Source organism: Streptomyces oryzae (genome assembly GCF_017676365.1).
Lineage (GTDB): Bacteria > Actinomycetota > Actinomycetes > Streptomycetales > Streptomycetaceae > Streptomyces > Streptomyces oryzae.
Genome location: NZ_JADKMA010000113.1, coordinates 1 through 23,194 on the forward strand (window position 1 = coordinate 1; position 23,194 = coordinate 23,194).

Sequence of the window (23,194 nt, forward strand, 5' to 3'; positions counted from 1 at the left end):
CCTCCGGACCCCCTCAATCCTTTACGGCACGATCCCTACTGCACGATGCGGACAAGCACTATGCGCACCACGAGAACGGCCGCGGCAGCCGCGGCCCTGGCCACAGCCGCCACGCTCGCCCTGGCGGGCTGCGGCTCCGACGACGGCGGCGACAAGGCCGAGAAGCCGGCGAAGGTCGAGAAGGCACAGCACAAGGGCGGCACGGTCCTCGACCAGCCCTTCGAGAAGCCCGACCTCACACTCACCGACACACACGGCAAGAGCTACGACCTGATCAAGGAGACCAAGGGTCACCCGACGCTGCTGTACTTCGGCTACACCCACTGCCCGGACATCTGCCCGCTGACCATGAGCAACATCTCGGTGGCCAGGGCCAACGCCAAACTGTCGCCTGAGCAGAAGAAGAAGCTGCGGGTCGTCTTCGTCACCACCGACCCCAAGCGGGACACCCCCAAGGAGCTCGGGAAGTGGCTGCACGGCCAGGACCCGTCCTTCATCGGGCTGACCGGCGACTTCGACACCATCCAGGCGGGCGCCCGCAGCGTCGGCGTCAGCGTCGCGCCCTCGTACAAGAAGAAGAACGGCGACATCGTCTCCACACACGGCGCCCAGCTGCTCGCCTTCTCTCCCAAGGACGACAAGGCGCACGTCCTGTACACCGAGGACAACACCGGGCCCGAGATCCTCGAAAAGGACCTGCCCAAGCTCGTCGAAGGGAAGAACCCGTGACCGCCGCCCGGCAGCTCACCGCCGCAGCGCTGGGTGCGGCGCTCACCCTCGCCCTGGCCGGCTGCTCCTCCGGCGACAAGGACAGCACTCCCAAGGGCGACGGACGCCCCGAGCTGAAGATCAGCGGCGCCTACGTACCGCAGCCGCCGACGAAGGAGATGGCCGGCGGCTTCCTGACCGTACGCAACGGCGGCGACCAGGCCGACAAGCTGACCTCCGTCTCCAGCGACGTCGCCGGCAAGGTCGAGATCCACAAGACCGTAAAGCAGCAGATGCAGCGGGTGAAGTCGCTGTCCGTTCCCGCGCACGGCACCCTCCGGCTGGGGCGCGGTGGCAACCATCTGATGCTCATGGAGCTGGAGCGCAAGCCGGAGAAGGGCCAGACGGTCACCTTTGTGCTGCACTTCGCGCGATCCGGCTCCGTCACGGTCAAGGCTCCCGTCGAAGCGACGAACTACACACCTGAGAAGTGAACTACACACCTAGGAAGTGAGGTTCGCAGGCGTGTCGTCCACCACCCGAGCGCCCCTCCGTGCGGCTGTCCGCTCGGCCGTCGCGCGCCCCCTCGCGCCCTGTTCCGCCGTCCCTCGCTCCGCCGCCTCCCGCGTGCTGCTGGCCCTCGTCACGGGTGCGGTCGCGCTGCTGGCGGTCCTGGCCGGCGCGGGCCCTGCGGGGGCGCACGCCGCGCTGATCGGCAGCGACCCCGCGGAGGGCTCGGTGGTGCGCGGCGCGCCTCGGCAGGTCACGCTCGACTTCTCGGAGGGCGTGGCCATGTCCGACGGTGCGATCCGGGTGCTGGACCCGCGGGGCAAGCGGGTGGACACCCGTAAGGTCCGCGACACCGGCACCGGCAGCAAGGTGCAGCGTGCCGTCTCGCTCGAGCAGGGCATCGGCAAGGGCACCTACACCGTCGCCTGGCAGGCCGTCTCCGCGGACAGCCATCCCGTCTCGGGCGCTTTCACCTTCTCCGTGGGCAAGCCGTCCAAGACGAGCGTGGCTTCCCCGCAGCAGAACGAGAACGCGGGCGGCGGGGCCGTGGGCGCGCTCTACGGGCTCGGGCGGTACGCCGCCTATGCGGGCTTCGTGCTACTGGTGGGCGGCGCGGCGTTCGTGCTGCTGTGCTCTCCGCGGGCCGCCTCTTCGCGTGCAGTGCAGCGGCTGACGGTCACCGGCTGGTGCGTCCTTGCGGCCTCGACGCTGGTGCTGTTGCTGCTGCGGGGTCCGTACACCGGGTCGGGACGGTTCGCCGACGTGGCCGACCTGGGCGGGCTCAAGGACGTGGTGGCCACCAAACCGGGCGCCGCGCTGGTCTCCCGGCTGCTGCTGCTCGCGGCTGCCGCGCTGTTCGTCTCGGTGCTCTTCGGCGCGTACGCGCGGCGGGGCGGGGAGGACGGCCGGAGCAGCCCGGAGCCACCGGACGACCTGAGCAGCGCGGATCTGCAGGAGGGCTCGCCAGAGGAGAAGTCCGGCGCACCAGAGGCGGGTCTGTCCGAGTCCGGCGGCGAGAGGGAGGAGGCCCAGCGGCAGCGGCGGGATCTGTTCTTCGGGCTGTCCCTCGGGGGCACCGTGGTGGCCGCGGGGCTGGCGGCGACGTGGGCGATGGCCGAGCACGCCTCCACCGGAATCCAGACCGGGCTGGCGATGCCCGTGGACGTGCTGCACCTGCTCGCCGTCGCCCTGTGGCTGGGCGGTCTCGCGGCGCTGTTCTGTCTGCTGCGCTGGGGTCCCGCTCCCTCGGGTACGACAGTGCGGCGGTTCTCCCGGCTGGCGTTCAGCTGTGTCACCGTGCTGGCTGCCACGGGGCTGTACCAGTCCTGGCGCCAGGTGGGGTCCTGGAGCGCGCTGACGGGCACCTCGTACGGGCAGCTGCTGATCGTGAAGGTCGTCCTGGTGGCCGCACTGGTGACTGCCGGATGGTTCTCCCGCCGATGGACAACCAGGTTGACCGACGTTCCGGTGATGGCTGAAAACGCGGGGCGGAGCGGGGAGTCCGAGGGGGCCGCCGCCTCTGCTTCTTCCTCTGCCTCGGTCTCCGCCCGGGCGGCAGCCGTTCCAGGCAGCCGCGCGCCGGAACGGGCCACTGTCCGAACGTCCGCGCAGGGCAGCGGCGGAAATGGCAGCGACGGAAATGGCAGCGGCAGCGGTGGAGGCGGTGAGGGCCCGGAACGCACTCCCTCCGACCCGGTGCGGGCCGCGCAGCTGGCACGGCAGCGGGCCGCAGCCGAGGCGGCCAGGCGCCGTCAGGAGCGGGAGGCCGACCCGCAGCGCAGCGGGCTGCGCCGCTCGGTGCTGACCGAGGCCACCGTCGCGGTCGTGCTGCTGGCCGTCACCACCCTCCTGACCGGCACCGAGCCGGGCCGCACCGAGGAACGGGTACGGCAGGCCGGCAGCGCGGCGCAGAGCGAGCCCGCCGGGCCGGTCGATGTGAAGGTGCCGTTCGACACGGGCGGCCCGGACGGCAAGGGCACCGCCGAGCTGGAGATCGACCCGGGCACCAGCGGCGAGAACGCACTGGAGCTGCGCACCACCAGCCCCAGCGGCAAGCCCGTCGAGGCACGCGAGGTGAAGGTCGCCTTCACACTGCGGGCCAAGGACCTCGGCCCGCTGCCCGCGCCCCTCGAACCGGTCAAGGGCGAAAAGGGCCACTGGAAGGCCACGGGGCTCCAGCTGCCCATGGCCGGAAAATGGAAGGTCGCGGTCACCATCCGCACCTCCGACATCGACCAGGTCACCGAGACCACCACCGCCACCATCGGCTGAGCCGGAACCGAGCGACGACATGAGCAAGCAGAACTCGCAGGACGAGCAGCACCCACTGCCCGCACAGGGCACGCAGAGCACGCGGGATGCGCGGAGCACGCGGAATGCGCAGGCCTCCCGTGAGCGGGGGACGAAGAGTTCGCGTAACCGGGATGCGCCGAGCTCCCGTAACCGGGACGCCCAGAGTCCCGACAGCAGCGTCTCCTCCAGCACGCCGAACGGAGAGCGGGCGCGCCCGGCGGCTGCGCAACTGTCCCGTCGGCGGCTGCTGGGCACCGCCTCAGCTGCGGGTGCCGCCGGGCTGGCGCTGGGCGGCGCGGGCGGCGCCTGGGCGCACTCGGCGGCTCAGGAGGAGCCCCCTACGGCGCTGACCACGCTGGGCTCGACGACCGTGCCGTTCCACGGCACCCACCAGGCGGGCATCCTGACACCCGCGCAGGCACACGGCCATCTGCTCGCCTTCGATCTCGTCCCCGAGGCGGGCAGGAAGCAGGCCGCGGCACTGTTGCGCCGCTGGTCCGAGGCGGCTCGGCGGATGATGGCCGGCGAGCGGCCCAGCGCCGGGGAACGGGACACCGGAATCGCGCTGGACGCGGGGCCGTCCTCGCTGACAGTCACGTTCGGGTTCGGCCGGACGTTCTTCACCCGTACCGGCCTCAAGGACCGGCTGCCGGCCCAGCTCGCCCCACTGCCGGACTTCTCGGCGGACGCGCTGGACAAGAAGCGCTCGGACGGCGACCTGTGGGTGCAGATCGGCTCCGACGACGCACTGGTGGCCTTCCACGCGCTGCGCGCCCTGCAGCGCGAGGCGGCGGGCACGGCCCGGGTGCGCTGGCAGATGTCCGGCTTCAACCGCTCCCCTGGTGCCACCGACCGCCCCCGTACGGTGCGCAATCTGATGGGCCAGGTGGACGGCACCAACAACCCCAAGCCCGAGGACGAGGACTTCGCCGGGAAGGTCTTCGTACCGTCCTCGGGCGAGCCCTCCTGGATGGCCGGTGGCTCCTATGTGGTGCAGCGGCGCATCAGGATGCTGCTGGACGACTGGGACAAGCGCTCACTGGACGAGCAGGAGAAGGTGATAGGGCGGCGGAAGTCGGACGGTGCGCCACTGTCCGGCGGCCATGAGCACACCGAGCCCGACCTGGAAAAGCGGGGCACGGACGGAGCGCCGGTGATCCCCGGGGACGCGCACATCAGGGTCACGGCTCCGGAGACCAATGGGGGCGCCGCGATGCTGCGCCGGCCGTTCTCCTTCCACGACGGCTTCCGGGACGACGGTGCGCCCGACGCCGGGCTGCTCTTCCTGGCCTGGCAGGCCGACCCGCTGCGCGGCTTCGTACCCGTACAGCGCAAGCTCGACCGGGGGGACGCGCTCTCCCGCTTCCTGCGGCACGAGGCAAGCGGGCTGTTCGCCGTGCCGGGCGGCCCCCGGAAGGGCGAGTACGTGGGCCAGCGGCTGCTCGAAGGCTGAGACCGGCACCGGGCGGTGCCCCGGCGCGACTACCGTGGGCGCATGACACCTGCGAGCCGCTACACGTACCTCGGCCCCGAGGGCACCTTCACCGAAGCCGCGCTGCACACCCTGCCCGAGGCCGCCACCCGCCAGCTCACCCCGATGGTGTCGGTTCCCGCGGCTCTGGACGCCGTACGGAACGGGGAGGCGCAGGCGGCCTTCGTGCCGATCGAGAACTCGGTGGAGGGCGGCGTCACGGCCACCCTGGACGAGCTGGCAGGCGGCCGCAGGCTGATGATCTACCGTGAGGTGCTGCTGCCCATCGCCTTCGCGCTGCTGGTGCGCCCCGGCACGCGGCTGGAAGAGGTCAAGACGGTCACGGGGCACCCCGTCGCACAGCCACAGGTGCGCAACTGGCTGGCCGGGCATCTGCCGGACGCGATGTGGGAGTCGGCGGCCTCCAACGCGGACGGCGCCCGGCTGGTCCAGGAGGGCCGCTACGACGCGGCGTTCGCGGGCGAGTTCGCCGCCGCGACCTACGGCTTGGAGCCGCTGGTCACCGACATCCACGACGCGGAGAACGCGACGACGCGGTTCGTGCTGCTGGGCCAGCCGGGCAGGCCGGCCGCTCCGACGGGGGCCGACAAGACCTCGGTGGTCTTCTGGCTGCGCGGAGACCAGCCGGGTGCGCTGCTGGAGGTGCTGCACGAGTACGCTTCGCGCGGCGTCAACATGATGCGGATCGAGTCGCGGCCCACGGGTGAGGGCATCGGGCAGTACAGCTTCTCGGTGGACTGCGAAGGCCATGTGCAGGACCGCAGGGTGGGGGATGTGCTGATGGGACTGAAGCGCTCCTGCCGCGCGGTGCGCTTCCTGGGATCGTATCCGCGGGCCGACGCCCAGCCGCCGACGCTGCGTTCGGGCACGGCGGACGAGGACTTCGTGGCGGCGGCGGACTGGCTGTCGCGCTGCCTCGACGGGCGGGACTGAGCACACAGGGGGCGTACCGACGCGCGCAGACGGCGGATCGACGCCGCAGACGCGTCGTACAGACGCCCACATACGCGTCGTACACAGGCCCGGCAAAGTTATCCACAGGGGTGGGTGCCGACCTGTGCACAAGTCGACAGAGAAAACGGACGCAGTCGACAAAGCGGCATGCAGACCGCATCTCCCTCCACAGACCCCAGCTACCACCCCGTCACCACAATTCCATTGATCAACTCTTTGGGGTGAGCTAATCCCCCTCGATTGAGTGGGTATTTCCGGTTTACCCCGGGAATTCCGCGCCAGCCGAACAGTTGCCGGAACGGAACTCCCTCATTTCCACAGCACCACTTCCCACCCTGTGGAAAACCCTCCCCGCCCCCATCGCGGGTGTGGATAAGTGCGGCCGACACCTGCCCAGCCCCCTGCCCAACTCCCCCGCGAGTGCGCACAGTCCGCCCGCCGCCCCGAGGCCGACGAGGCCGGCCGCGCGCTCGCCGAAATCCGGAAATCCGGAAAGCCGGAAAACCGGAAGAGCGAGAAACCCCGAGAACAGTATTTTCCCGGAGGCTCCAAAACGCCCAATTCGGACAAAGCACTGCAAAAGGATATCGAATCGAGCGGAGTCCGAGGCCACCGGTACCCTGGCGGGGTGATTGACCTTCGCCAGCTCCGTGAGGACCCCGACCGTGCGCGCGCCTCCCAGCGCGCCCGTGGAGAGGACGTCGACCTCGTCGACGCGGTGCTCTCCGCTGACGAGCGGCGCAGGTCCTCAAGCGTCCGTTTCGACGAACTCCGCTCCGAGCAGAAGCAGCTCGGCAAGCTCATCCCCAAGGCGGAGGGTGAGGAGAAGGCGGAGCTGCTGCGCCGCACCGGTGAGCTGTCGAGCGCGGTGAAGGCCGCCGACGCGGAGAAGGACGAGGCCGCAGCGGAAACCCAGCAACTGCTGCGCCAACTCAGCAACCTGGTGCACCCGGACGTACCGGTCGGCGGCGAGGAGGACTTCACCGTCCGGGAGACCATCGGCACGCCCCGCGACTTCGCGGCCGAGGGCTTCGAGCCCAAGGACCATCTGGAGCTGGGCCAGAAGCTCGGTGCCATCGACGTCGAGCGCGGCGCCAAGGTCTCGGGCTCGCGCTTCTACTTCCTCACCGGCATCGGCGCACTGCTGGAGCTGGCCCTGGTCAACGCGGCCATCGCACAGGCGACCGAGGCCGGTTTCACGCCGATGCTGACGCCCGCGCTGGTCAAGCCGCAGGCCATGGAGGGCACCGGATTCCTCGGCCAGGCCGCGCAGGACGTCTACCACCTGGACAAGGACGACATGTACCTCGTCGGCACCTCCGAGGTGCCACTGGCGGGGTACCACATGGACGAGATCATCGAGGCCGACCGGCTGCCGCTGCGCTACGCCGCCTTCTCGCCCTGCTTCCGGCGCGAGGCCGGCTCGTACGGCAAGGACACCCGCGGCATTTTCCGCGTCCATCAGTTCGACAAGGTGGAGATGTTCTCCTATGTCGCACCGGAGGACTCCCAGGAGGAGCACCGCAGGCTGCTCCAGTGGGAGAAACAGTGGCTCTCGTCCCTGGAGCTGCCGTTCCAGGTGATCGACGTGGCCACCGGGGACCTGGGTTCCTCGGCGGCCCGCAAGTTCGACTGCGAGGCGTGGATCCCCACCCAGGGCAAGTACCGCGAGCTGACCTCCACCTCGGACTGCACCGAGTTCCAGTCGCGACGGCTGTCCATCCGGATGCGCGACGGCAAGAACGTCAAGCCGCTGGCGACGCTGAACGGGACGCTGTGCGCCGTGCCGCGCACGATCGTGGCGCTGCTGGAGAACCACCAGCAGGAGGACGGCTCGGTGTGGGTGCCGCCGGTGCTGCGGCCGTATCTGGGCGGCCGTGAGGCGCTGGAGCCGGTCGCCAAGTGAGCGCGCCAGCTGCCGCCCCCGGCGGTCCCGACGCGTTCCCGTACCGGCTGATCGCCACCGACCTCGACGGCACGCTGCTGCGCTCCGACGACACCGTCTCGGAGCGCACCCGTGCCGCGCTGGACGCCGCTGCCGCGCGAGGTGCGGCGCACATCGTCGTCACTGGGCGCGCGGTGCCGTGGACAAAGCAGATACTGGCGGACCTCGGCCATAAGGGGCTCGCTGTGTGCGCGCAGGGCGCCCAGGTCTACGACGCGGGCTCAGGACGGCTGCTGACCTCTGTGACGCTCGACCGACGCGTCGCCGAACAGGCCCTGGTGCAGCTGGAGAAGGAAGTGGGCACCGTGGCAGTGGCCGCCTCCCGCGACGGGGTGGACGGCGAGGTGCTGGCGGGTCCCGGCTATCGCGTCCACGACGGACCGCTGCCCTACGTACCGTTCGAGGGCCGCGAGACCATCTGGCGGCAGCCGCTGAACAAGCTCTACATCCAGCATCCGCAGCTGGACGACGACGAGTTGGCGAAGGCCGCGCGGGCCGCCGTCGGCGACCTGGTCGGGGTGGTGATGGCCGGCGAGGGCATCGTGGAGCTGCTGCCGCTGGGCCTGTCCAAGGCCAAGGGGCTCGCGCTGGCGGCCCGTAGGCTCAAGGTGCGGTCCGCCGAGACGATCGCGTTCGGCGACATGCCCAACGACATCCCCATGTTCGCCTGGGCCGGGCGGGGCGTCGCCATGGAGAACGCGCACGAGGAGCTGCTGGCCGTCGCGGACGAGGTGACCGCCTCCAACGACGAGGACGGCATCGCGCTGGTGCTGGAACGGCTGGCCGGCTGACTGCTGTCCTCTGACCCGCACCTGTCGGCTGACAGCTGATGTCCGGCGTCTGCCGCGGTCAGTGCGGGCCGGGCAGGAAGGGCCCTGGCCCCTTCAGGCTGCGGACCATCGGGTACGTCTCGAAGTCCCGCACCCCGGGCAGCTGTGCGAGCGGTCCGGTCACATACGCGTACAGCGCCGCCGGGTCCCGGCAGACGACCGCCAGGAACAGGTTGGCAGGGCCCGAGGTGGCTGCCGCGAAGGCGACCTCAGGGTGCGCGGCCACCGCCTCCCCGGTGGCGTGCAGTTGGGCGGGCGGTACGGACAGCCATACGGCGGCCCGCGTACCCAGGCCGAAAACGTGCACCCCGTAGTCCACGTCGAAATACAGCGCCCCAGTGGCGCGCAGTTCCGCCATGCGCCGCCGTACCGTCGAGGGCGACCAGCCGGTCGCGGCGGCGAGTTCGGGCACAGGCGTACGGCCGTCCTGCGCCAGGCAGGCGAGCAGCTTGTGGTCGTCGGCTGTCAGCCGGACCGGCTCGTCGGGCCGCGTGGGCGCGGGCGGGGAGAGCTGTGCCACCTGTTCGGGCGTGAGCATCCCGGATTTGAGGACCAGCCCCTCGGCACCGCCGAAGAACTGGTGCAGCTGACAGTAGGCACGCACGGACAGTACGCGCGGAGTGCGGGGCAGTTCGCGCAGCAGCACGGCTTCCCCACCGTTGCGCGCCCAGTCCGCGCTCGACCGGGAGACCGCACTGACCTCGGTGCCGCCGCCCAGCAGCCCCACCCATGCGGTGTCGGTGCGGCGTGCCAGGGACTCCGCCAGCGGGACGGCGGCGTCAGGGGTGGTCGAGACCCGGATGAGCCACACCGTCTCGCCCACCACGCTCGGCTCCGTCAGGCCGAGGACGCGCATACTGCGGCTGGATCGCAGCTTGGCCCAGCGGCGGGCGATGGTCTGGTCGGAGACGCCCAGGACCTCGGCGATCCGGGAGAAGGCCGCCCGGCCGTCCAGTTGGAGCGCGTGGCCGATCTGCCGGTCGAGATCGTCCAGGGGCGGCAGCGTCCTGGTGGATCTGGTGTCGGTTCCCACCGCCGAAACGGTATCCGATGTCGAATCCCACCGCATTTGCTGCGCTGAGTGGGGTATGAGGCACCGCTCTCGGAATCTGGCGGCATGAAGAACAAGAAACAACACGGCAAGTGGTGGCCGCTGGCCGGCCTCTGTCTCGGTGCGTTCATGCTGTTGATCGATGTGAGCATCGTGAACACCGCACTGCCCCGGATGGCGACCTCACTGGACGCCTCCTTCACCTCGCTGCAGTGGGTGGTGGACATCTACGCCGTCGCACTGGCCGCGCTCCTCCTGGTGACGGGCTCTCTCGCCGACCTGCACGGCAGACGGCGGGTTTTCCTCTTCGGACTGGCGCTGTTCGGACTCGCCTCACTGGCGTGCGGGCTCGCGCCGGACGCCGGCACGCTGATCGCCGCCCGGGCGGTCCAGGGCGCGGGAGCGGCGGCGATGTTCGCGGCGAACGCCCCGCTGATCAACGCCACCTACCAGGGGCGCGACAGGGGCGTCGCCTTCGGTGTGTGGGGCGCGGTCAACGGCGCGGCCGTCGGATGCGGACTGGCGCTGGGCGGGGTGCTGACCGAGTACATCGGCTGGCGTGCGATCTTCTTCGTCAATGTGCCGCTGACACTGGTGGCCCTGTGGATCACCTTCCGTACGGTGGGCGAGTCCCGCGCGCCGCAGCGGGCAGGCGCGCGGGTCGACTGGGCGGGCGCCGTGCTGTTCACGCTGAGCGCCGCCGCGCTGACGTACGGACTCGTGCGCAGCGGGGACTCGGGGTGGAGCGACCGCTTGGCGGTCTGGGCCCTGATGGTCGCAGCGGCGGCCGGTGTGGGGTTCGTACTGGTGGAACGGGCGCGGGGCGCGGCGGCGCTGCTGGACCTCGCACTGCTGCGGAACCGCTCATTCGCCGTCCTCATGGGTGTCGCACTGCTGACGCAGGCCGCTGCCTTCACCCACTTCGTCTACAGCGCCCTGTGGGTGCAGTCGGTACTGGGCATGAGCCCGCTGCGCGCCGGGCTGGCCACGCTGCCCATGGCGGGCACGGCCTTCCTGGTCGCGAGCCTCTTCGGCGGCAGGCTGCAGCGGATGCGGCCGCAATATCCGCTGGGCAGCGGGGTGCTGGTCACAGGTGTCGGGGTGCTGGCCCAGACGCTGGTGGCGCCGGGCTCCTCCTGGACGGCGTTGCTGCCCGGGTTCGTACTGATCGGGATCGGCGTGGGAATGGCGCTCACCGTGCTGGTCTCCGCCGCGCTGGGCGCTGTTCCGCCCGAGCGGGCGGGGGTCGCCAGTGGCGCCGTGAACACCTTCCGGCAGCTGGGTTACGCCTTGGGCGTCGCCGTCCTCGGTACCGTTTTCGCCTCCCAGGTACGTGAGGTGCTGACCGGCCACGGCGTGCCCCGGGCGGCGGCCGAGGCCGCGGGCAGCGGACGCGCCCACGAGGCCGGGGTGCCGCTGGTGCTCGTCCGGGAGGCGTTCGCAGCCGGGCTGGACCGGATCTTTGTGATCTGCGGGGTGACTGCGCTGGCGGCCGGGGTGGCGGTGCTGCTGTTCGTACGGGGGCGGCCGGCGACCGAGCATGCGCCTGGCGAGCGTGCGCCTGGTGAGGAGCGGACGCCTGCTGAGGGGCCGACGCCTGCTGAGGGGCAGGAACCGGGTGTGCGGCAACCGGTTCAGTCCTCGGCCTCATAGGGCGGTGCGGGGGCGGAGGGGGCACTGCTGCGCCGTGTGTCGTACAGCGCGACCACCTCGTGCAGCCGGTGCAGCAGTTCGTCGATTGCCTCTGGGGGATCGATTACCTCCGCCCAGGGGCCGAACTGAAGCAGCACGCTGACTCCGGCAAGGACGGAGAAGGCGAGGCGGACGGTGACCCAGTCGTCCTCCCCTCGGCCCTCTCCGTTCTCCTCCGGGGACCCGATCAGAAGGGGGCCGACGATCCTGGTGAACATGTCGAGCCGGGAGCGGTGCACCCGCGCGGTCACCATTACCTCCCTGGGCCGCTCTTCGACGCGGCGGCGCAGTGTCTGCCAGACGTCCGCGAGCTCGACGTCACCGCGCCGCCGTACCGGCTCCTCCAGGACGGTCGCGGAGGCGATCCTGTCGGCGCGGAAGAGGGTGGGGGAGCGCCGCCGGTCGGCGACCAGATACCAGACACCCGCCTTGCTGACGAGACCGTACGGGTCGACTGTGTAGGTGCGCGGCCGGCTGTCGCCGCTGTGCCGGTAGCGGAGGCGCAGCCTGCGGTCGGCGAACACGGCGGTGTGCAGAGCGCCCAGGTCGACCGCCCGGCGGGGCCCGGGAAGCCAACGGTCGGGGTCGACCAGGATGCGGCGGCTGGTCAGCTCGGCCGCCGGGCGGTGCGGCGCGGGGAGCGCGGCCATCACCTTGCGCAGGGCCGAACCCAGTGCACTGTCGAGACCGAGCGCCGAATGCACACCCTGTGCGGCCAGTACGAAGAGCGCGCGGGCCTCGTCACTGGTCAGACCGGTCACATCGGTGCGGTAGCCGGGCAACAGCGTGATGCCGCCGTGCCGCCCGCGCTCCGCGTACACGGGGACGCCAGCGGCCGACAGCCCCTCCACGTCCCGGTAGATGGTTCGTGCGGAGACCTCGAGCTCCGCCGCCAGTTCGTCGGCCGGCACGCGGCCGCGCGTCTGGAGGAGCAACAGGATGGCCAGCAGCCGGTCGGATTTCACCTCTCCACAGTGCCGCAAAAATGTTGACGGGTCGTGTCAAGTTATTCCGGCAGACTCTCCCCCAGTCGAAGCCACCCGGCTCCGGACAGCTCCGCAACGGCTCCGTACGCCCCCGGAACAGCCCCGGCCCGCCCGAGCCCGCGCACCGAACTGAGGAGTGGACCGTGAACAGCACCCCTGAGATCCCCGACCCCCGTCCCGTGTACGCCCGCGCCACCGCGCAGGCGGCGACGCTGATCGCCGCCGTACGGCCCGAACAGCTCGACGGTCCGACGCCGTGCTCCGAGTACGACGTACGGTCCCTGCTGGGGCACCTCGTCAGCGGCGCCCGCCGGATCGCGACCGTCCCCGAGGGCAGCGAGGGCAAGGGGCCCGACGTGCCCGAGTGGACGGCCGGCGTGCCCGCCGAGCAGTGGCCGGAGCTCTACGAGGACGGCCGCAAGCGCATGATCGCCGCCTGGGAGAGCGACACGGTCATGGACGCCGTGGTGACGGTGCCCTGGGGGCGGATGCCGGGCCGGATCGCGCTCTCCGGGTCGGTCATGGAGACCGCCGGGCACACCTGGGACCTGGCGCGCGCCATCGGCTGGAGCGGCGAACTGGACGAGGAGGTGGCCCGGTTCGCACTGAACACCGCGCAGCAGGCACTGCCCGCCGAGGGCCGGGAGCACATGCCCTTCGGCGAGGTCCAGCAGGCCCCGGAGGGCGCCGACACCTACGCCCGGCTAGCCGCCTGGCTGGGCCGCGACCCTCAGTGGCGTTCACCGCACACGGCGCAGCAGTAGGCCCGAAGAAGGCGCGACAGCAGGCCGGTACTGGAGACAGGGGACAGGAGAAATCAGCATGACGGGGAGGACGGACGGGATGCAGCCGGAGGCGCTGGACACGCTGCGCGACGCGGTGCGCGGCAGTGTGCTCGTACCTGGGGACAAGGGGTACGACCAGGAGCGCTCCGGTTTCCAGACCGGAAATCCGCACCGCCCGGACGTGATCGTCGCCGCGCACACGCCACAGGACGTACGGGCGGCGGTCGACCACGCACAGCGGCACGGAATGCCGCTGGCCGTGCAGGCGACCGGACACGGCCTGGGCGAGTCGGCCCGTGAGGGCATGCTGGTGAGTACGCGTCATATGACGGGCATCCGGATCGACGTCGAGGCGCGCACCGCTTGGGTCGAGGCAGGCGTACAGGCGCGGGACTTGGTGGCTGAGGCAGCGCGGCACGGGCTGGCACCTGTCAACGGTTCGGCTCCGGGGGTCGGCGTCGTCTCGTACACGCTGGGCGGCGGAGTCGGCCTGCTGGGACGGGAGTTCGGCTTTGCGGCGGACCGGGTGCGGCGGATCGACATCGTCACGGCGGACGCTCGTCTGCACGAGGTGACAGCACAGAGCGATCCCGAGCTGTTCTGGGGGCTGCGCGGGGGCGGTGGCGGTTTCGGGGTGGTGACCGGGCTGGAGCTGGAACTCGTACCAGTGGAGCGCATTTTCGGCGGGCGGCTCGTCTTCGACGGTGGCCAGGTCGCGGAAGAGGTGCTGCGGATCTGGCAGAAGTGGACCGAGTCGGTCCCTGAGGAACTGACCTCTGCTGTGACCTTGCTGCCGATGCCGGACGTACCCGCCGTTCCCGCACACCTGCGCGGCCGCTATCTCGCCCAGGTGCACATCGCGTTCACCGGGTCAAAGGAAGAGGGCGAGCGGCTGGTCGAGCCGCTGCGGGGAATCGGCTCGCTACTGGTGGACGAGTTGCGGGACATGCCGTACTCCGAGTGCGCGACAGTATTCAGCGAACCCGACACGCCGCACTCGTACCGCAGCGCCAACGTACTGCTGGGCGCCGGCGGACTGGACGACAGTGCACGACGGTCCGTACTGGCGGCTGCCGGTCCGTCTGCGGAGGCGATGTGCGTGCTGAGCATGCGCCATCTGGGCGGCGCCTTCTCCCGCCCGCCTGCTGCACCGAACGCGGTGGCGCACCGGGAGGCGGAGTATCTGCTCTATGTGCTCTCGCCGGTGTCGGATCCGGGCGAGGACGTGGTGCGCGCTCTGCACGAGAGGGTGCTGGCACCGGTGAGCGACCAGTCCCTCGGGCGGAACGCCAACTTCCTTTACGGGCCGCAGGACCGAGGTACAGCACGGGCGGCGTACGGGGACGAGATCGACGCGCGGCTGGGCCGGCTGAAGGCGGAGTGCGACCCGCGGGGGATGTTCCGGTTCAACTTGCGGGGCGTGGAACGGGGTTGATTCCCGGGGCTCACTCTGCGCCCACCTGCGCGCGCCTGGGCTTGCCTACGGCGGCGAGGGGCGAGGGAGGCGGGAAATTTCTGCCTCCCTCACCCCGAATCGCGTAACCGTACGACTGTCGAATCGTTGTACCTCGTGCGCGGAGGCGACTGGAGAGCGCGGCGACGAGAGTATGTGAAGTGGTGGTAGCCGGTTGAGAGTCGGCCCACGGAGGACGTGGGCGCCGGGAACGGTCTCTTGCCGGTAGTGCGGTACGTGGGAAGACATGAGCTGATCTCCGCTCCTGGTTCCTGGATACGGACACCTGCCCCAGGTCATCGGGGTCTCTCAGACATGTCCGGAACCAGGACCCAGGAGGTCTGCCATGTACACCGATTCCGTCTTACTGGAGTCGCGCAGCGCGCGCTCCGGTGTGGCACACAGGGTCGAAGTACTCGACAAAGTAAAGGCGTTGGCGTTTTCCACAGGCAGTGCACAGGCCACCACGCGGGATGTGGCCAACTACTTCGAAGTGCCCCTGAAAACTGTGGAAAAGGTGGCCGAGCGGCACCGCGAAGAGCTCGCCAACAATGGGATGACCCTTCTCAGGGGCTCTGACCTGCACAAATATCAGACCGACACCATGTCGGTCTCATCCGAGCCGGAGAGCGGTTATCCACAGCGCCGCAGTGGACTCACCGTCTTCAGTCGACGTGCAGTCCTCTGCGTGGCGATGCTGTTGCGCGACAGCGTGGTCGCTCAGCAAGTCCGCAACTACCTCCTCGACGTCGAGGAGAGCGCCCGTGCGCATCCCGGGGTCGAAGCGGTGCGGCAGTCGACGGAGGAGCTGCGGCGGACGGTCAGCACGCTGGCCGTCGGCTACGGGTCACTCGACCGCAGGGTCGGCAATCTGGAGTCGGCCGGTGCCGAACTCGGCGCGGTGCTCCAGGAGCTGGGCCCGGTCATCGGGCGGCTGTCCGCGCGGGTCGAGCGCATGGACGACCGTGTGGCGGAGAGCGCACGCCGTACAGCGCGAACCGAACAACTGGTGAGCGCGATGAGTCAGCGTCTCGCCGACATGGGTGAGGAAATGCGCGCCATGCGCGGGGAACTGCGCGGCGTCGTACGCGCAGTCGGCGCCGAGCCGACGGTCCCACCGCCAGGCGCGGAGTCCTGACAGGAGGGTGTCCCCGGCGCGGCCCACCGCGCCGGGGACACCCGCAAGGTGCAACCCCTACTCCTCTCCCGCCAGCGTCAGTGTGCGCAGCTTCTGGCCGGCGAAAAGGGTGCCTCCCACGGTGACGACCACGATGAGCACCAGTGCCGTAGGGAGCGCTACCGCCGAGTTGACGTCCGCGCCGCTGCCCGCCACCTTCTCGGCGAGTGCGAGGGCCCACTGCTGCACACTGAGCGTCTTGGCGCCCGGCACCAGGCTGCCGATCAGCGCCTCCCAGATCAGCGCGTACACCAGGCCGATGACGACGGCGTGCCTGCTGACCGTCCCCAGTAGCAGGAAAAGCGCGCTGTAGGCGATGGAGGCGGCCGCGGCAGCGAGCGCGTAGGCGACGGCGAGCTGCTGGCTGTTGCCGTTCAGGATGAAGCCCGCGACGAGAACCGGTACGGCCGAGAAGACGGCGGTCGTGCCGGTCGCGACGATCAGCTTGGTGACGATGACGGAGGGGCGCGAGACCGGCTTGGAGAGCAGGTAGACGACGGAGCCGTCGTCGATCTCCGGGCCGATGGCGCCCGTTCCGGCGATCACGCCGATCAGCGGCACCAGTGTGGCGAGCGCGAAACCGCCCAGCAGCTGGCTGGTGACCGCGTCGTCGGCGCCGTTCATGGCGCGTACGGCGGCGGCCACGACGAGCAGCAGTGCCGGGAGCGCGCACAGGATGAGTGCGCGGCGGCGCCCCAGGAGAGCGCGATAGGTGAGCCGCGCGACCGTCGGGTGGTACATCTGGTCAGCTCCTTTCCGCCGCTCAGGCCGCGACGAGGTACGAGAAGACGCTCTCCAGGGACTCGTCGGAGGGCGAGACGGTGTAGAGCCGGATGCCGTGCTCCTGTGCGACACGGGGCAGCAGCGTGGTGAAGCGGGTGAAGTCGACGGCCTGGATGCGCAGTGCGTCCTCGGCCCTGTCCACCTCGATGCCCGCTGTGGAGGCGTCCGCAATGAGTGCAGCGGCCAGCCGCCGGTCGTCGCTGGAGCGCACCAGATAGCGGTGCGGTCGGTCGGTCATCAGACGGCGGATCTTGCGGAAGTCGCCACTGGCGGCGTGCCGTCCGGCGACGATGACCTCGATGTGGGAGGCGAGCTGTTCGACCTCCTCCAGGATGTGTGAGGAGAACAGTACGGTGCGTCCCTCGTCGCCCATCCTGCGCAGCAGCTCCATCAGGTGCATCCGCTGGCGCGGGTCCATCCCGTTGAACGGCTCGTCCAGTAGCAGCACCGAAGGGTGGTGCACCAGTGCGGAGGCCATTTTCACGCGCTGCCGCATGCCCTTGGAGTAGGTGGAGATACGGCGGTCCTGCGCGTACTCCATCTCGACCGTCGCCAGCGCCTCGGCGGCTGCGGCGCGCGGGTCCGGCAGGTCGTGCAGTTCGGCGTTGGCCAGTACGAACTCACGGCCCGTGAGGAAGTCGTACATCCCCTCGCGCTCGGGCACCAGACCGATGTGGTGGTAGGAGTCCTCGTTGCGCCAGATCGGCGCCGCCGTTGCCGGCCTGCCGTCCGGGCCCGGGGAGGACTCCAGAGTGACGCTGCCGTTGGAGGGCGCCAGGAAGCCGCCCATCATGTGGATGAGTGTGGACTTGCCGGCACCGTTGGGCCCGAGGAGGCCGGTGACACCGGGGCCGATGTCCATGGTGATGTCGTTGACCGCGACGACGTTTCCGAACCAGCGGGAGACGCGGTCGATGTGGATCGTGCTCACAGTCCGGCCTTTCGGTAGCGGCGCAGCAGTAGGGCGTAGAAGCAGGCGACCAGTGCCACGAAGACGGCCAGATAGACGGCGCCCTGGCTGCCGGTGAGGGTCTGCGCGTCCGGGAATCCGGAACGGCCGTCGAGGAACCTGCTCTGGATGCCGTCCAACAGCGTGCCGGGCGAGCCGAGGCCGAGCCAGCCGATGGCACTGCTGTTGTCCGAGGTGAGAGCGATCCCCTGGAGCGCGGTGACCAGGAAGTACGGCACCGTGATCGCCACGATGATCGCGGCGACGCCGAAGCCGCGGCGCGGCGTGAGAGCGGCGATCCAGGCGGCGATGGCGGCGTGCAGCAGTGCGAACAGCGCGCAGAAGACGATCCCTTGGGCGGCGCCCTTGGTCTGGTCGGAGAAGTCGAGCTTCACCAGCAGGGCACCGACGTACATGATCAGCACGGGCACCGCGGTGAACAGGAACAGGGCTGCCGAGAGGGCCGCGTATTTGGCCGCCACGTAGTCGCTGCGCTCCATGGGGCGGGAGAAGTACAGCGGCGTCGTCTTGAAGCGCAGGTCCATGGAGATGGCCTGTGGTGCGGCCGCGGCCAGGTAGATGCCCAGGAGCGGCTGCATCAGCAACACGTACTCCGCGTACCCGACCTGCAGCTCCTTGGCCTTGGTGAGGGCCGCGACCGCCACCAGGATGGCGGCCGGCACACATATCGTGGCGAACAGCAGCATCGGCAGCACCTTGGACTTCGCCGAGCGGCCCAGTCCGTAGGAGCCGCGCAGCGACTGGGTGAACAGGGCGCGCCGCGCGTAGGAGCGGCCCAGGCGGGGGCCCTCGTAGCCGCGGTAGCCGATGTTGTGGATGACGTCCTGGCCGCGTTCGGCGGTGGCCGTCCGGCCGTGCGCGGGGGCGGTGGCCTGCCCCGGCGCCGGCCCGGTGGTGGTGGGGTGCTCGGGGGTGCGGTCAGGCGACATCACCGGCGCTCCTTTCCGTGAAGACCTCGGAGATCTGGTGCCTGCGCTGTTCCATGCGGACCAGCCCTAGGCCGAGGTCGGCCGCGGTGTCCCGCACGGTGTCGAAGACCGATTCGTCGGTGTCCCCGGCCTCGCCACCGATGTCGAGCGTGACCAGGTGCCCGGCGCCGGGCGCCAGGGCGCGGTCCGGAGCCGGCTCGTGCGGGTTCAGACCCGCCTTCCGCAGGGCTGTGCGCAGGGCCGCGGTGCCGTCGGGGTGCTCGTCGGTGTCGGTGACCTCGACAGCCAGCACGGCGGTGCGCTGGGTGAAGTCCGCTGTGGAGGAGGAGCGCAGCAGCTTGCCGCCGTCGATGACGACTATGTGGTCGCTTGTGCGCTCCAACTCGCCCAGCAGGTGCGAGGTGACCAGCACGGAGATGCCGAAGTCGGTGTGTACGCGGCGGATCAGGCCGAGCATCTCGTCGCGGCCGACCGGATCGAGTCCGTTGGTCGGCTCGTCGAGCAGGACGAGCCGCGGATCGTGGACCAGTGCCTGGGCGAGCTTGACCCGCTGCTTCATGCCCGTCGAGTAACCGCCCATCGGCCGGTAGCGCTCCTCGTACAGGCCGACGTGGCGCAGGGTGTCGGCGGTGCGCTCCCGGGCCGCCGTCGCGGGCAGCCCCGACATGCGCGCCATGTGGACGACGAACTCGGTGGCGGACACGTCCGGGGGCAGACAGTCGTGCTCGGGCATGTACCCCACCCGCTCCCGGATCGCGCCGCCCTGGGTGGCCACGTCCATGCCGAGCACGGTCGCGCTGCCCTCGGTGGCGGGGGACAGCCCGAGCAGGATCTTGATGAGAGTGGACTTTCCGGCCCCGTTGGCGCCCACCAGCCCGGTGACGCCCGGCTCTATGCCGACGGTCAGCCGGTCCAGTGCGGTCACCCGGGGGAACCGCTTGCTGAGGCTTTCGATCGCGATCACAGTCACGCTTCGACGCTATGAGCCGATCGTCGCGTCCGCGTCAGACGCGGTGTCTGATTCCGCGCCGGGTCCGTACCCCTCAAGTGCTTGGGCCTGTCCCTCTCAGGTCGGAGGAGCCCGTAGGGGACGGGGGCGAATAGTCGATTCCGGAGTTATCCACAGGCTGGGCGGGGCCCTTGACCTCGCCAGCGACCGATGTCACATTCGTCAGTGTCAAGTTGCTCACGCAGCGGGGTGACCCGGTGACGGACCGCGCCGTTGCCGACGATCGTCGCGTCTCACCGCGTCCGCACGGACGAGACCCGCGAGCGCCGGCGCTCGCGGTCATCGCCGTCGGCCCGAACCCGTCGAACTCGCCGACCCACATCTGTCCACGCCGATCCATGCAGCGCTACATCGACCCATACTTATCTATACCGATCCATACCGACCCACATCGACAGCAGCCGATCGAGGACCACCAACGGACGGAAGGCCGGCGATGCTCGCGGCGACGAGCGGTTACGCCCCCGCTGAACTGCGGGGGTTCAGCGAAGTGCAGCAACTGGATCGCGAGGAGAGCGCGTTCTGGCTGGAGACGATCTGCCGTATCTGCGGCAATGGCAGGAGGAGGCACAGGCGGCATGAGCGGAACGACGGACGGCACCGCGTCTGAGGGACGCCCGGCCGAGCCCGGATTGCGGAACGGCGAATCGCGGGACGGCGAATCGCGGAAGGGAGGCTTGCCGGAGGGCAGCTTGCTGGAAGGCGCGCGGGAGCGCCGGATCGCCACCGGGGGGATCGAGCTGTGCATCGCCGAGCTGGGTGACGCCACGCGGCCGACGGTCGTGCTGGTGCACGGATATCCGGACAGCAAGGAGGTCTGGTCCGAGGTGGCGCAGCGCCTCAAGGACCGCTTCCATGTGGTGCTCTACGACGTCCGGGGCTGCGGCAGGTCGACGGCGCCCAAGCCACTGCGCGGCGGATTCACCCTGGAGAAGCTGACCGACGACTTCCTGGCCGTCGCCGAGGCGGTCAGCCCGGACGAACCGGTGCACCTGGTGGGGCACGACTGGGGCTCGGTGCAGGGCTGGGAGTTCGCGACGGTGCGCCGTACGGAGGGCAGGATCGCCTCCTTCACCTCGATCTCCGGCCCCTCGCTGGACCACTTCGGCCACTGGATCAAGAAAAGGGCGTCCCGGCCGACACCACGCCGTGCCGCACAACTGCTCGGTCAGGGCGCCAAGTCCTGGTATGTGTACGCGCTGCACACTCCGGTGCTGCCCGAGCTGGCGTGGCGTGGCCCGCTGGGCAAACGCTGGCCCCGCCTGCTGGAGCTCGCCGAGAAGGTCCCGGGCGGCGGTTATCCGACGGAGTCCCTCCCCGATGACGCGGCGCACGGTGCCTGGCTCTACCGGGACAACGTGCGGGCCCGGCTGCGCCGACCCCGCACCGACTGTTACGCCCATGTGCCGGTCCAGCTCATCACCCCGACCGGTGACGCCTTTCTGAGCGAGCACCTCTACGACGAGCTGGAGCTGTGGGCCCCCCGGCTCACCCGCCGCACGCTCCCGGCCAAGCACTGGGTGCCGCGCACCAGGCCCGACCAACTGGCTGCCTGGATTGCCGAGTTCGTCACCGGCGGCGAACCCGGGCTGCCGGCCCGGGAGCCCGCGGCCACCGGCAGGTACGCGGACCGGTTCGCGGGACAACTGACGCTGGTGACCGGCGCGGGCAGCGGCATCGGCAAGGCGACGGCCATCTCGTTCGCCGAGGCCGGAGCGCGGGTGATCGCTGTGGACCGGGAAGCGGAGAGCGCCGCCCGTACCGCGGACCAGGCCCGCCGGGTGGGCGCGCCACAGGCGTGGGCGGAGACGGTCGACGTCGCGGACGAGCAGGCGATGGAGAAGCTGGCCGAGAAGGTGGCCGCCGAATACGGCACGGTGGACGTGCTGGTCAACAACGCGGGCATCGGCATGGCGGGCTCGTTCCTGGACACCACCACCGAGGAGTGGAAACGGACGCTGGACGTCAACCTGTGGGGAGTCATCCACGGCTGCCGTCTCTTCGGTCGGCAGATGGCCGATCGCGGCCAGGGCGGGCACATCGTCAACGTCGCTTCGGCCGCCGCCTATCAGCCCTCCCGGGCCCTGCCCGCGTACAGCACGTCCAAGGCTGCCGTGCTGATGCTGAGCGAGTGTCTGCGCGCCGAGCTGGCGGGCCAGGGCATCGGCGTGACGGCGATCTGCCCCGGCTTCGTCAACACCAACATCGCGGGGACCGCGCGGTTCGCCGGGGCGGATGACGCGGAGCAGGAACGCATCAGGCGACGCTCGTCCCGGCTGTACGGGATACGCAACTACCCGCCGGAGAAGGCGGCGGAGGCCGTCCTGCGAGCCGTTGTGCGGAACCAGGCCGTAGTGCCGGTGACACCCGAAGCCCGCGGGGCGCGGCTGCTGTCCCACCTCGCTCCGCGAGCCCTGCGCGGTGTCGCCCGTATCCGGCCGCCTATGTAGACCGCCACTCATGACGACCGCTTGAAAGCTGCCGACCGAGGAGAACTCGACCATGCCCCCGTCACCCCGGCCCCCGGGCCCGGCGCCGGCTTCGCCGTCGGAACCGCAGTACCGCATCGAAGATCTCGCGCACCGCAGCGGTGCGACGGTACGCACCATCCGCGCCTACCAGGACAAGGGCCTGCTGCCCAAGCCCGAGCGGCGTGGTCGGGCCAACGTGTACGACGACTCCCACCTGGCGCGGCTGCGGCAGATCGCCGACCTGCTGGAGCGCGGCTACACATTGGCGTCGATAAGGGAGCTGCTCCAGGCATGGGACGAGGGCCGCGGCCTGGGCGGAGTGCTGGGCCTGGTCGCGGAGGTGGACGGGCCGTGGACGGACGAGGAGTCGGGCCGTGTCTCACGGGCCGAGCTGGACGAGCTGTTCGGGGGTGAGCACGACGAGGCGGCGGTCTCCGAGGCGGTGGCGCTGGGGGTGCTGGAGCCGGTCCCCGGCCGGGAGGACGAGTTCCGGGTGCCCAGCCCCCAGGAGCTGTCGGTCGCGGCCGAACTGCACAAGGCGGGGGTGCCGCTGCTGGCCATCACCGAGCAGTTGAGGGAGCTGCGCGGCCAGGTGGAGCACATAGCCGCCCGCTTTCTGGACTTCACCAACGAACATGTCTTCGTCCGCTATCTGGGCGCCCACCTCTCCGATGTGGACGCTTCCGAGGCAGCGGACCTGGTGCGCAGACTCCGCCCGCTGGCGCAGCAGACCGTGGAGGCCGAACTGGCGAGAGCCATGCAGAAGTTCGCCGCCCGCAACCTCCGCGACCATCTGCGCTCGGCAGCCGCGGCGCCGCCCACCGCCGCTGGGGGCGGCACGGACCGGACCGAGCAGATCCGGCTTCCTGCCGAAACGGTGGAGGCAGTACGCGAATTGGTGGGCGAGGCCCACACCCCGGACTTCATCACGGCAGCGGCGGAACGGGAGGTGCGGGCCCGCGCGATGGACCGGATGACGGCGGAGCGGGGGTGAGCTGGACTGGGGGGGTGGCGCTTGGAGGGTTGGGCCTTGGGTGCGTGGGCTTGGGGCGGGAGTTGAGGGCGTGAGGCTGGGGGTGTTGGGCTCGGGGCGCGGGCCCTCGGGGGAGCGCGAAGCCGCGAAGGCGCGGGGGCTGGGGGCATGAGGCCGTGACGGC

19 protein-coding genes are annotated in these 23,194 nt (G+C 70.4%); 13 read left to right on the forward strand and 6 right to left on the reverse strand.

The features are described 5' to 3' along the window. The first annotated feature begins 60 nt into the window (after positions 1-60). The 7 genes from ITI46_RS21155 to ITI46_RS21185 all read left to right on the forward strand — a co-directional run bounded on the left by ITI46_RS21155 (position 61) and on the right by ITI46_RS21185 (position 8,692). A complete protein-coding gene (locus tag ITI46_RS21155; RefSeq protein ID WP_209241263.1) occupies positions 61-729 on the forward strand; it encodes an SCO family protein in 669 nt (222 codons plus the stop codon). Beyond that, complete coding sequence (locus tag ITI46_RS21160; RefSeq protein ID WP_209241264.1) at positions 726-1,202, forward strand: copper chaperone PCu(A)C; 477 nt, start codon at positions 726-728, stop codon at positions 1,200-1,202. Before ITI46_RS21155 ends, ITI46_RS21160 begins: the two co-directional genes overlap by 4 nt. Before the next feature lie 133 nt (positions 1,203-1,335). After that, complete coding sequence (locus ITI46_RS21165; protein ID WP_209241278.1) at positions 1,336-3,489, forward strand: copper resistance protein CopC; 2,154 nt, start codon at positions 1,336-1,338, stop codon at positions 3,487-3,489. Between the two features lie 19 nt (positions 3,490-3,508). Next, the gene (gene efeB / locus ITI46_RS21170) at positions 3,509-4,963 is read left to right on the forward strand and encodes an iron uptake transporter deferrochelatase/peroxidase subunit (protein WP_247746339.1); all 1,455 of its coding nucleotides are present in this window, start codon (positions 3,509-3,511) and stop codon (positions 4,961-4,963) included. Between the two features lie 42 nt (positions 4,964-5,005). After that, the gene (pheA, locus tag ITI46_RS21175; RefSeq protein ID WP_209241265.1) at positions 5,006-5,935 is read left to right on the forward strand and encodes a prephenate dehydratase; all 930 of its coding nucleotides are present in this window, start codon (positions 5,006-5,008) and stop codon (positions 5,933-5,935) included. A gap of 649 nt (positions 5,936-6,584) precedes the next feature. Further along, a complete protein-coding gene (gene serS / locus ITI46_RS21180; protein ID WP_209241266.1) occupies positions 6,585-7,862 on the forward strand; it encodes a serine--tRNA ligase in 1,278 nt (425 codons plus the stop codon). Next, on the forward strand, positions 7,859-8,692 hold the full coding sequence (locus ITI46_RS21185; protein WP_209241267.1) for an HAD family hydrolase: 834 nt from the start codon (positions 7,859-7,861) through the stop codon (positions 8,690-8,692). The genes serS and ITI46_RS21185 overlap by 4 nt, the downstream gene beginning before the upstream one ends. Positions 8,693-8,750: 58 nt before the next feature. Here the strand turns inward: ITI46_RS21185 and ITI46_RS21190 are convergent, their stop codons facing one another. After that, positions 8,751-9,764, reverse strand: a complete 1,014-nt coding sequence (locus tag ITI46_RS21190) for an Lrp/AsnC family transcriptional regulator (protein WP_307808260.1) — start codon at positions 9,762-9,764, stop codon at positions 8,751-8,753. An 84-nt stretch (positions 9,765-9,848) separates the two neighbouring features. On the opposite strand from ITI46_RS21190, the gene ITI46_RS21195 reads away from it, so the two are divergent. Continuing rightward, positions 9,849-11,435: an MFS transporter gene (locus ITI46_RS21195; protein ID WP_209241269.1), complete on the forward strand. Its 1,587-nt coding sequence runs from the start codon at positions 9,849-9,851 to the stop codon at positions 11,433-11,435. Here ITI46_RS21195 and ITI46_RS21200 read toward each other — a convergent pair. After that, the gene (locus tag ITI46_RS21200; RefSeq protein WP_209241270.1) at positions 11,417-12,439 is read right to left on the reverse strand and encodes a helix-turn-helix transcriptional regulator; all 1,023 of its coding nucleotides are present in this window, start codon (positions 12,437-12,439) and stop codon (positions 11,417-11,419) included. The genes ITI46_RS21195 and ITI46_RS21200 overlap by 19 nt on opposite strands. 164 nt (positions 12,440-12,603) lie before the next feature. On the opposite strand from ITI46_RS21200, the gene ITI46_RS21205 reads away from it, so the two are divergent. The 3 genes from ITI46_RS21205 to ITI46_RS21215 all read left to right on the forward strand — a co-directional run bounded on the left by ITI46_RS21205 (position 12,604) and on the right by ITI46_RS21215 (position 15,836). Beyond that, positions 12,604-13,224, forward strand: coding sequence for a TIGR03086 family metal-binding protein (locus tag ITI46_RS21205; RefSeq protein ID WP_307808261.1), 621 nt, complete (start codon positions 12,604-12,606; stop codon positions 13,222-13,224). 58 nt (positions 13,225-13,282) lie between these two features. Continuing rightward, entirely contained in the window at positions 13,283-14,680 is a 1,398-nt protein-coding gene (locus ITI46_RS21210) for an FAD-binding oxidoreductase (RefSeq protein ID WP_209241272.1), read from the forward strand. A 451-nt stretch (positions 14,681-15,131) separates the two neighbouring features. Then, positions 15,132-15,836 (forward strand): hypothetical protein, encoded by a 705-nt coding sequence (locus tag ITI46_RS21215; protein WP_247746340.1) that lies wholly within the window; start codon positions 15,132-15,134, stop codon positions 15,834-15,836. A 57-nt stretch (positions 15,837-15,893) separates the two neighbouring features. On the opposite strand, the gene ITI46_RS21220 is transcribed toward ITI46_RS21215, so the two are convergent. From ITI46_RS21220 to ITI46_RS21235, 4 genes are read right to left on the reverse strand one after another with little or no spacing between them, the layout of a single operon-like run. After that, complete coding sequence (locus ITI46_RS21220; RefSeq protein ID WP_209241274.1) at positions 15,894-16,616, reverse strand: ABC transporter permease subunit; 723 nt, start codon at positions 16,614-16,616, stop codon at positions 15,894-15,896. A gap of 22 nt (positions 16,617-16,638) precedes the next feature. Next, the gene (locus tag ITI46_RS21225) at positions 16,639-17,589 is read right to left on the reverse strand and encodes an ABC transporter ATP-binding protein (protein ID WP_209241275.1); all 951 of its coding nucleotides are present in this window, start codon (positions 17,587-17,589) and stop codon (positions 16,639-16,641) included. Beyond that, complete coding sequence (locus ITI46_RS21230) at positions 17,586-18,557, reverse strand: ABC transporter permease subunit (protein WP_247746341.1); 972 nt, start codon at positions 18,555-18,557, stop codon at positions 17,586-17,588. The genes ITI46_RS21225 and ITI46_RS21230 overlap by 4 nt, the downstream gene beginning before the upstream one ends. After that, positions 18,547-19,521 (reverse strand): ABC transporter ATP-binding protein, encoded by a 975-nt coding sequence (locus tag ITI46_RS21235; RefSeq protein ID WP_209241280.1) that lies wholly within the window; start codon positions 19,519-19,521, stop codon positions 18,547-18,549. The genes ITI46_RS21230 and ITI46_RS21235 overlap by 11 nt, the downstream gene beginning before the upstream one ends. A 623-nt stretch (positions 19,522-20,144) precedes the next feature. On the opposite strand from ITI46_RS21235, the gene ITI46_RS21240 reads away from it, so the two are divergent. Further along, positions 20,145-22,016: an SDR family oxidoreductase gene (locus ITI46_RS21240; RefSeq protein ID WP_209241276.1), complete on the forward strand. Its 1,872-nt coding sequence runs from the start codon at positions 20,145-20,147 to the stop codon at positions 22,014-22,016. A gap of 52 nt (positions 22,017-22,068) precedes the next feature. After that, positions 22,069-23,031, forward strand: a complete 963-nt coding sequence (locus tag ITI46_RS21245) for a MerR family transcriptional regulator (RefSeq protein ID WP_209241277.1) — start codon at positions 22,069-22,071, stop codon at positions 23,029-23,031. Positions 23,032-23,194 lie beyond the last annotated feature (163 nt).

Coding starts and splice junctions, on each gene's coding strand:
- ITI46_RS21155 (WP_209241263.1), top strand. CDS start 61: ATGCGCACCACGAGAACGGCCGCGGCAGCCGCGGCCCTGGCCACAGCC.
- efeB (WP_247746339.1), top strand. CDS start 3,509: ATGAGCAAGCAGAACTCGCAGGACGAGCAGCACCCACTGCCCGCACAG.
- pheA (WP_209241265.1), top strand. CDS start 5,006: ATGACACCTGCGAGCCGCTACACGTACCTCGGCCCCGAGGGCACCTTC.
- ITI46_RS21195 (WP_209241269.1), top strand. CDS start 9,849: ATGAAGAACAAGAAACAACACGGCAAGTGGTGGCCGCTGGCCGGCCTC.
- ITI46_RS21210 (WP_209241272.1), top strand. CDS start 13,283: ATGACGGGGAGGACGGACGGGATGCAGCCGGAGGCGCTGGACACGCTG.
- ITI46_RS21220 (WP_209241274.1), bottom strand. CDS start 16,616: ATGTACCACCCGACGGTCGCGCGGCTCACCTATCGCGCTCTCCTGGGG.
- ITI46_RS21230 (WP_247746341.1), bottom strand. CDS start 18,557: ATGTCGCCTGACCGCACCCCCGAGCACCCCACCACCACCGGGCCGGCG.
- ITI46_RS21240 (WP_209241276.1), top strand. CDS start 20,145: ATGAGCGGAACGACGGACGGCACCGCGTCTGAGGGACGCCCGGCCGAG.
- ITI46_RS21245 (WP_209241277.1), top strand. CDS start 22,069: ATGCCCCCGTCACCCCGGCCCCCGGGCCCGGCGCCGGCTTCGCCGTCG.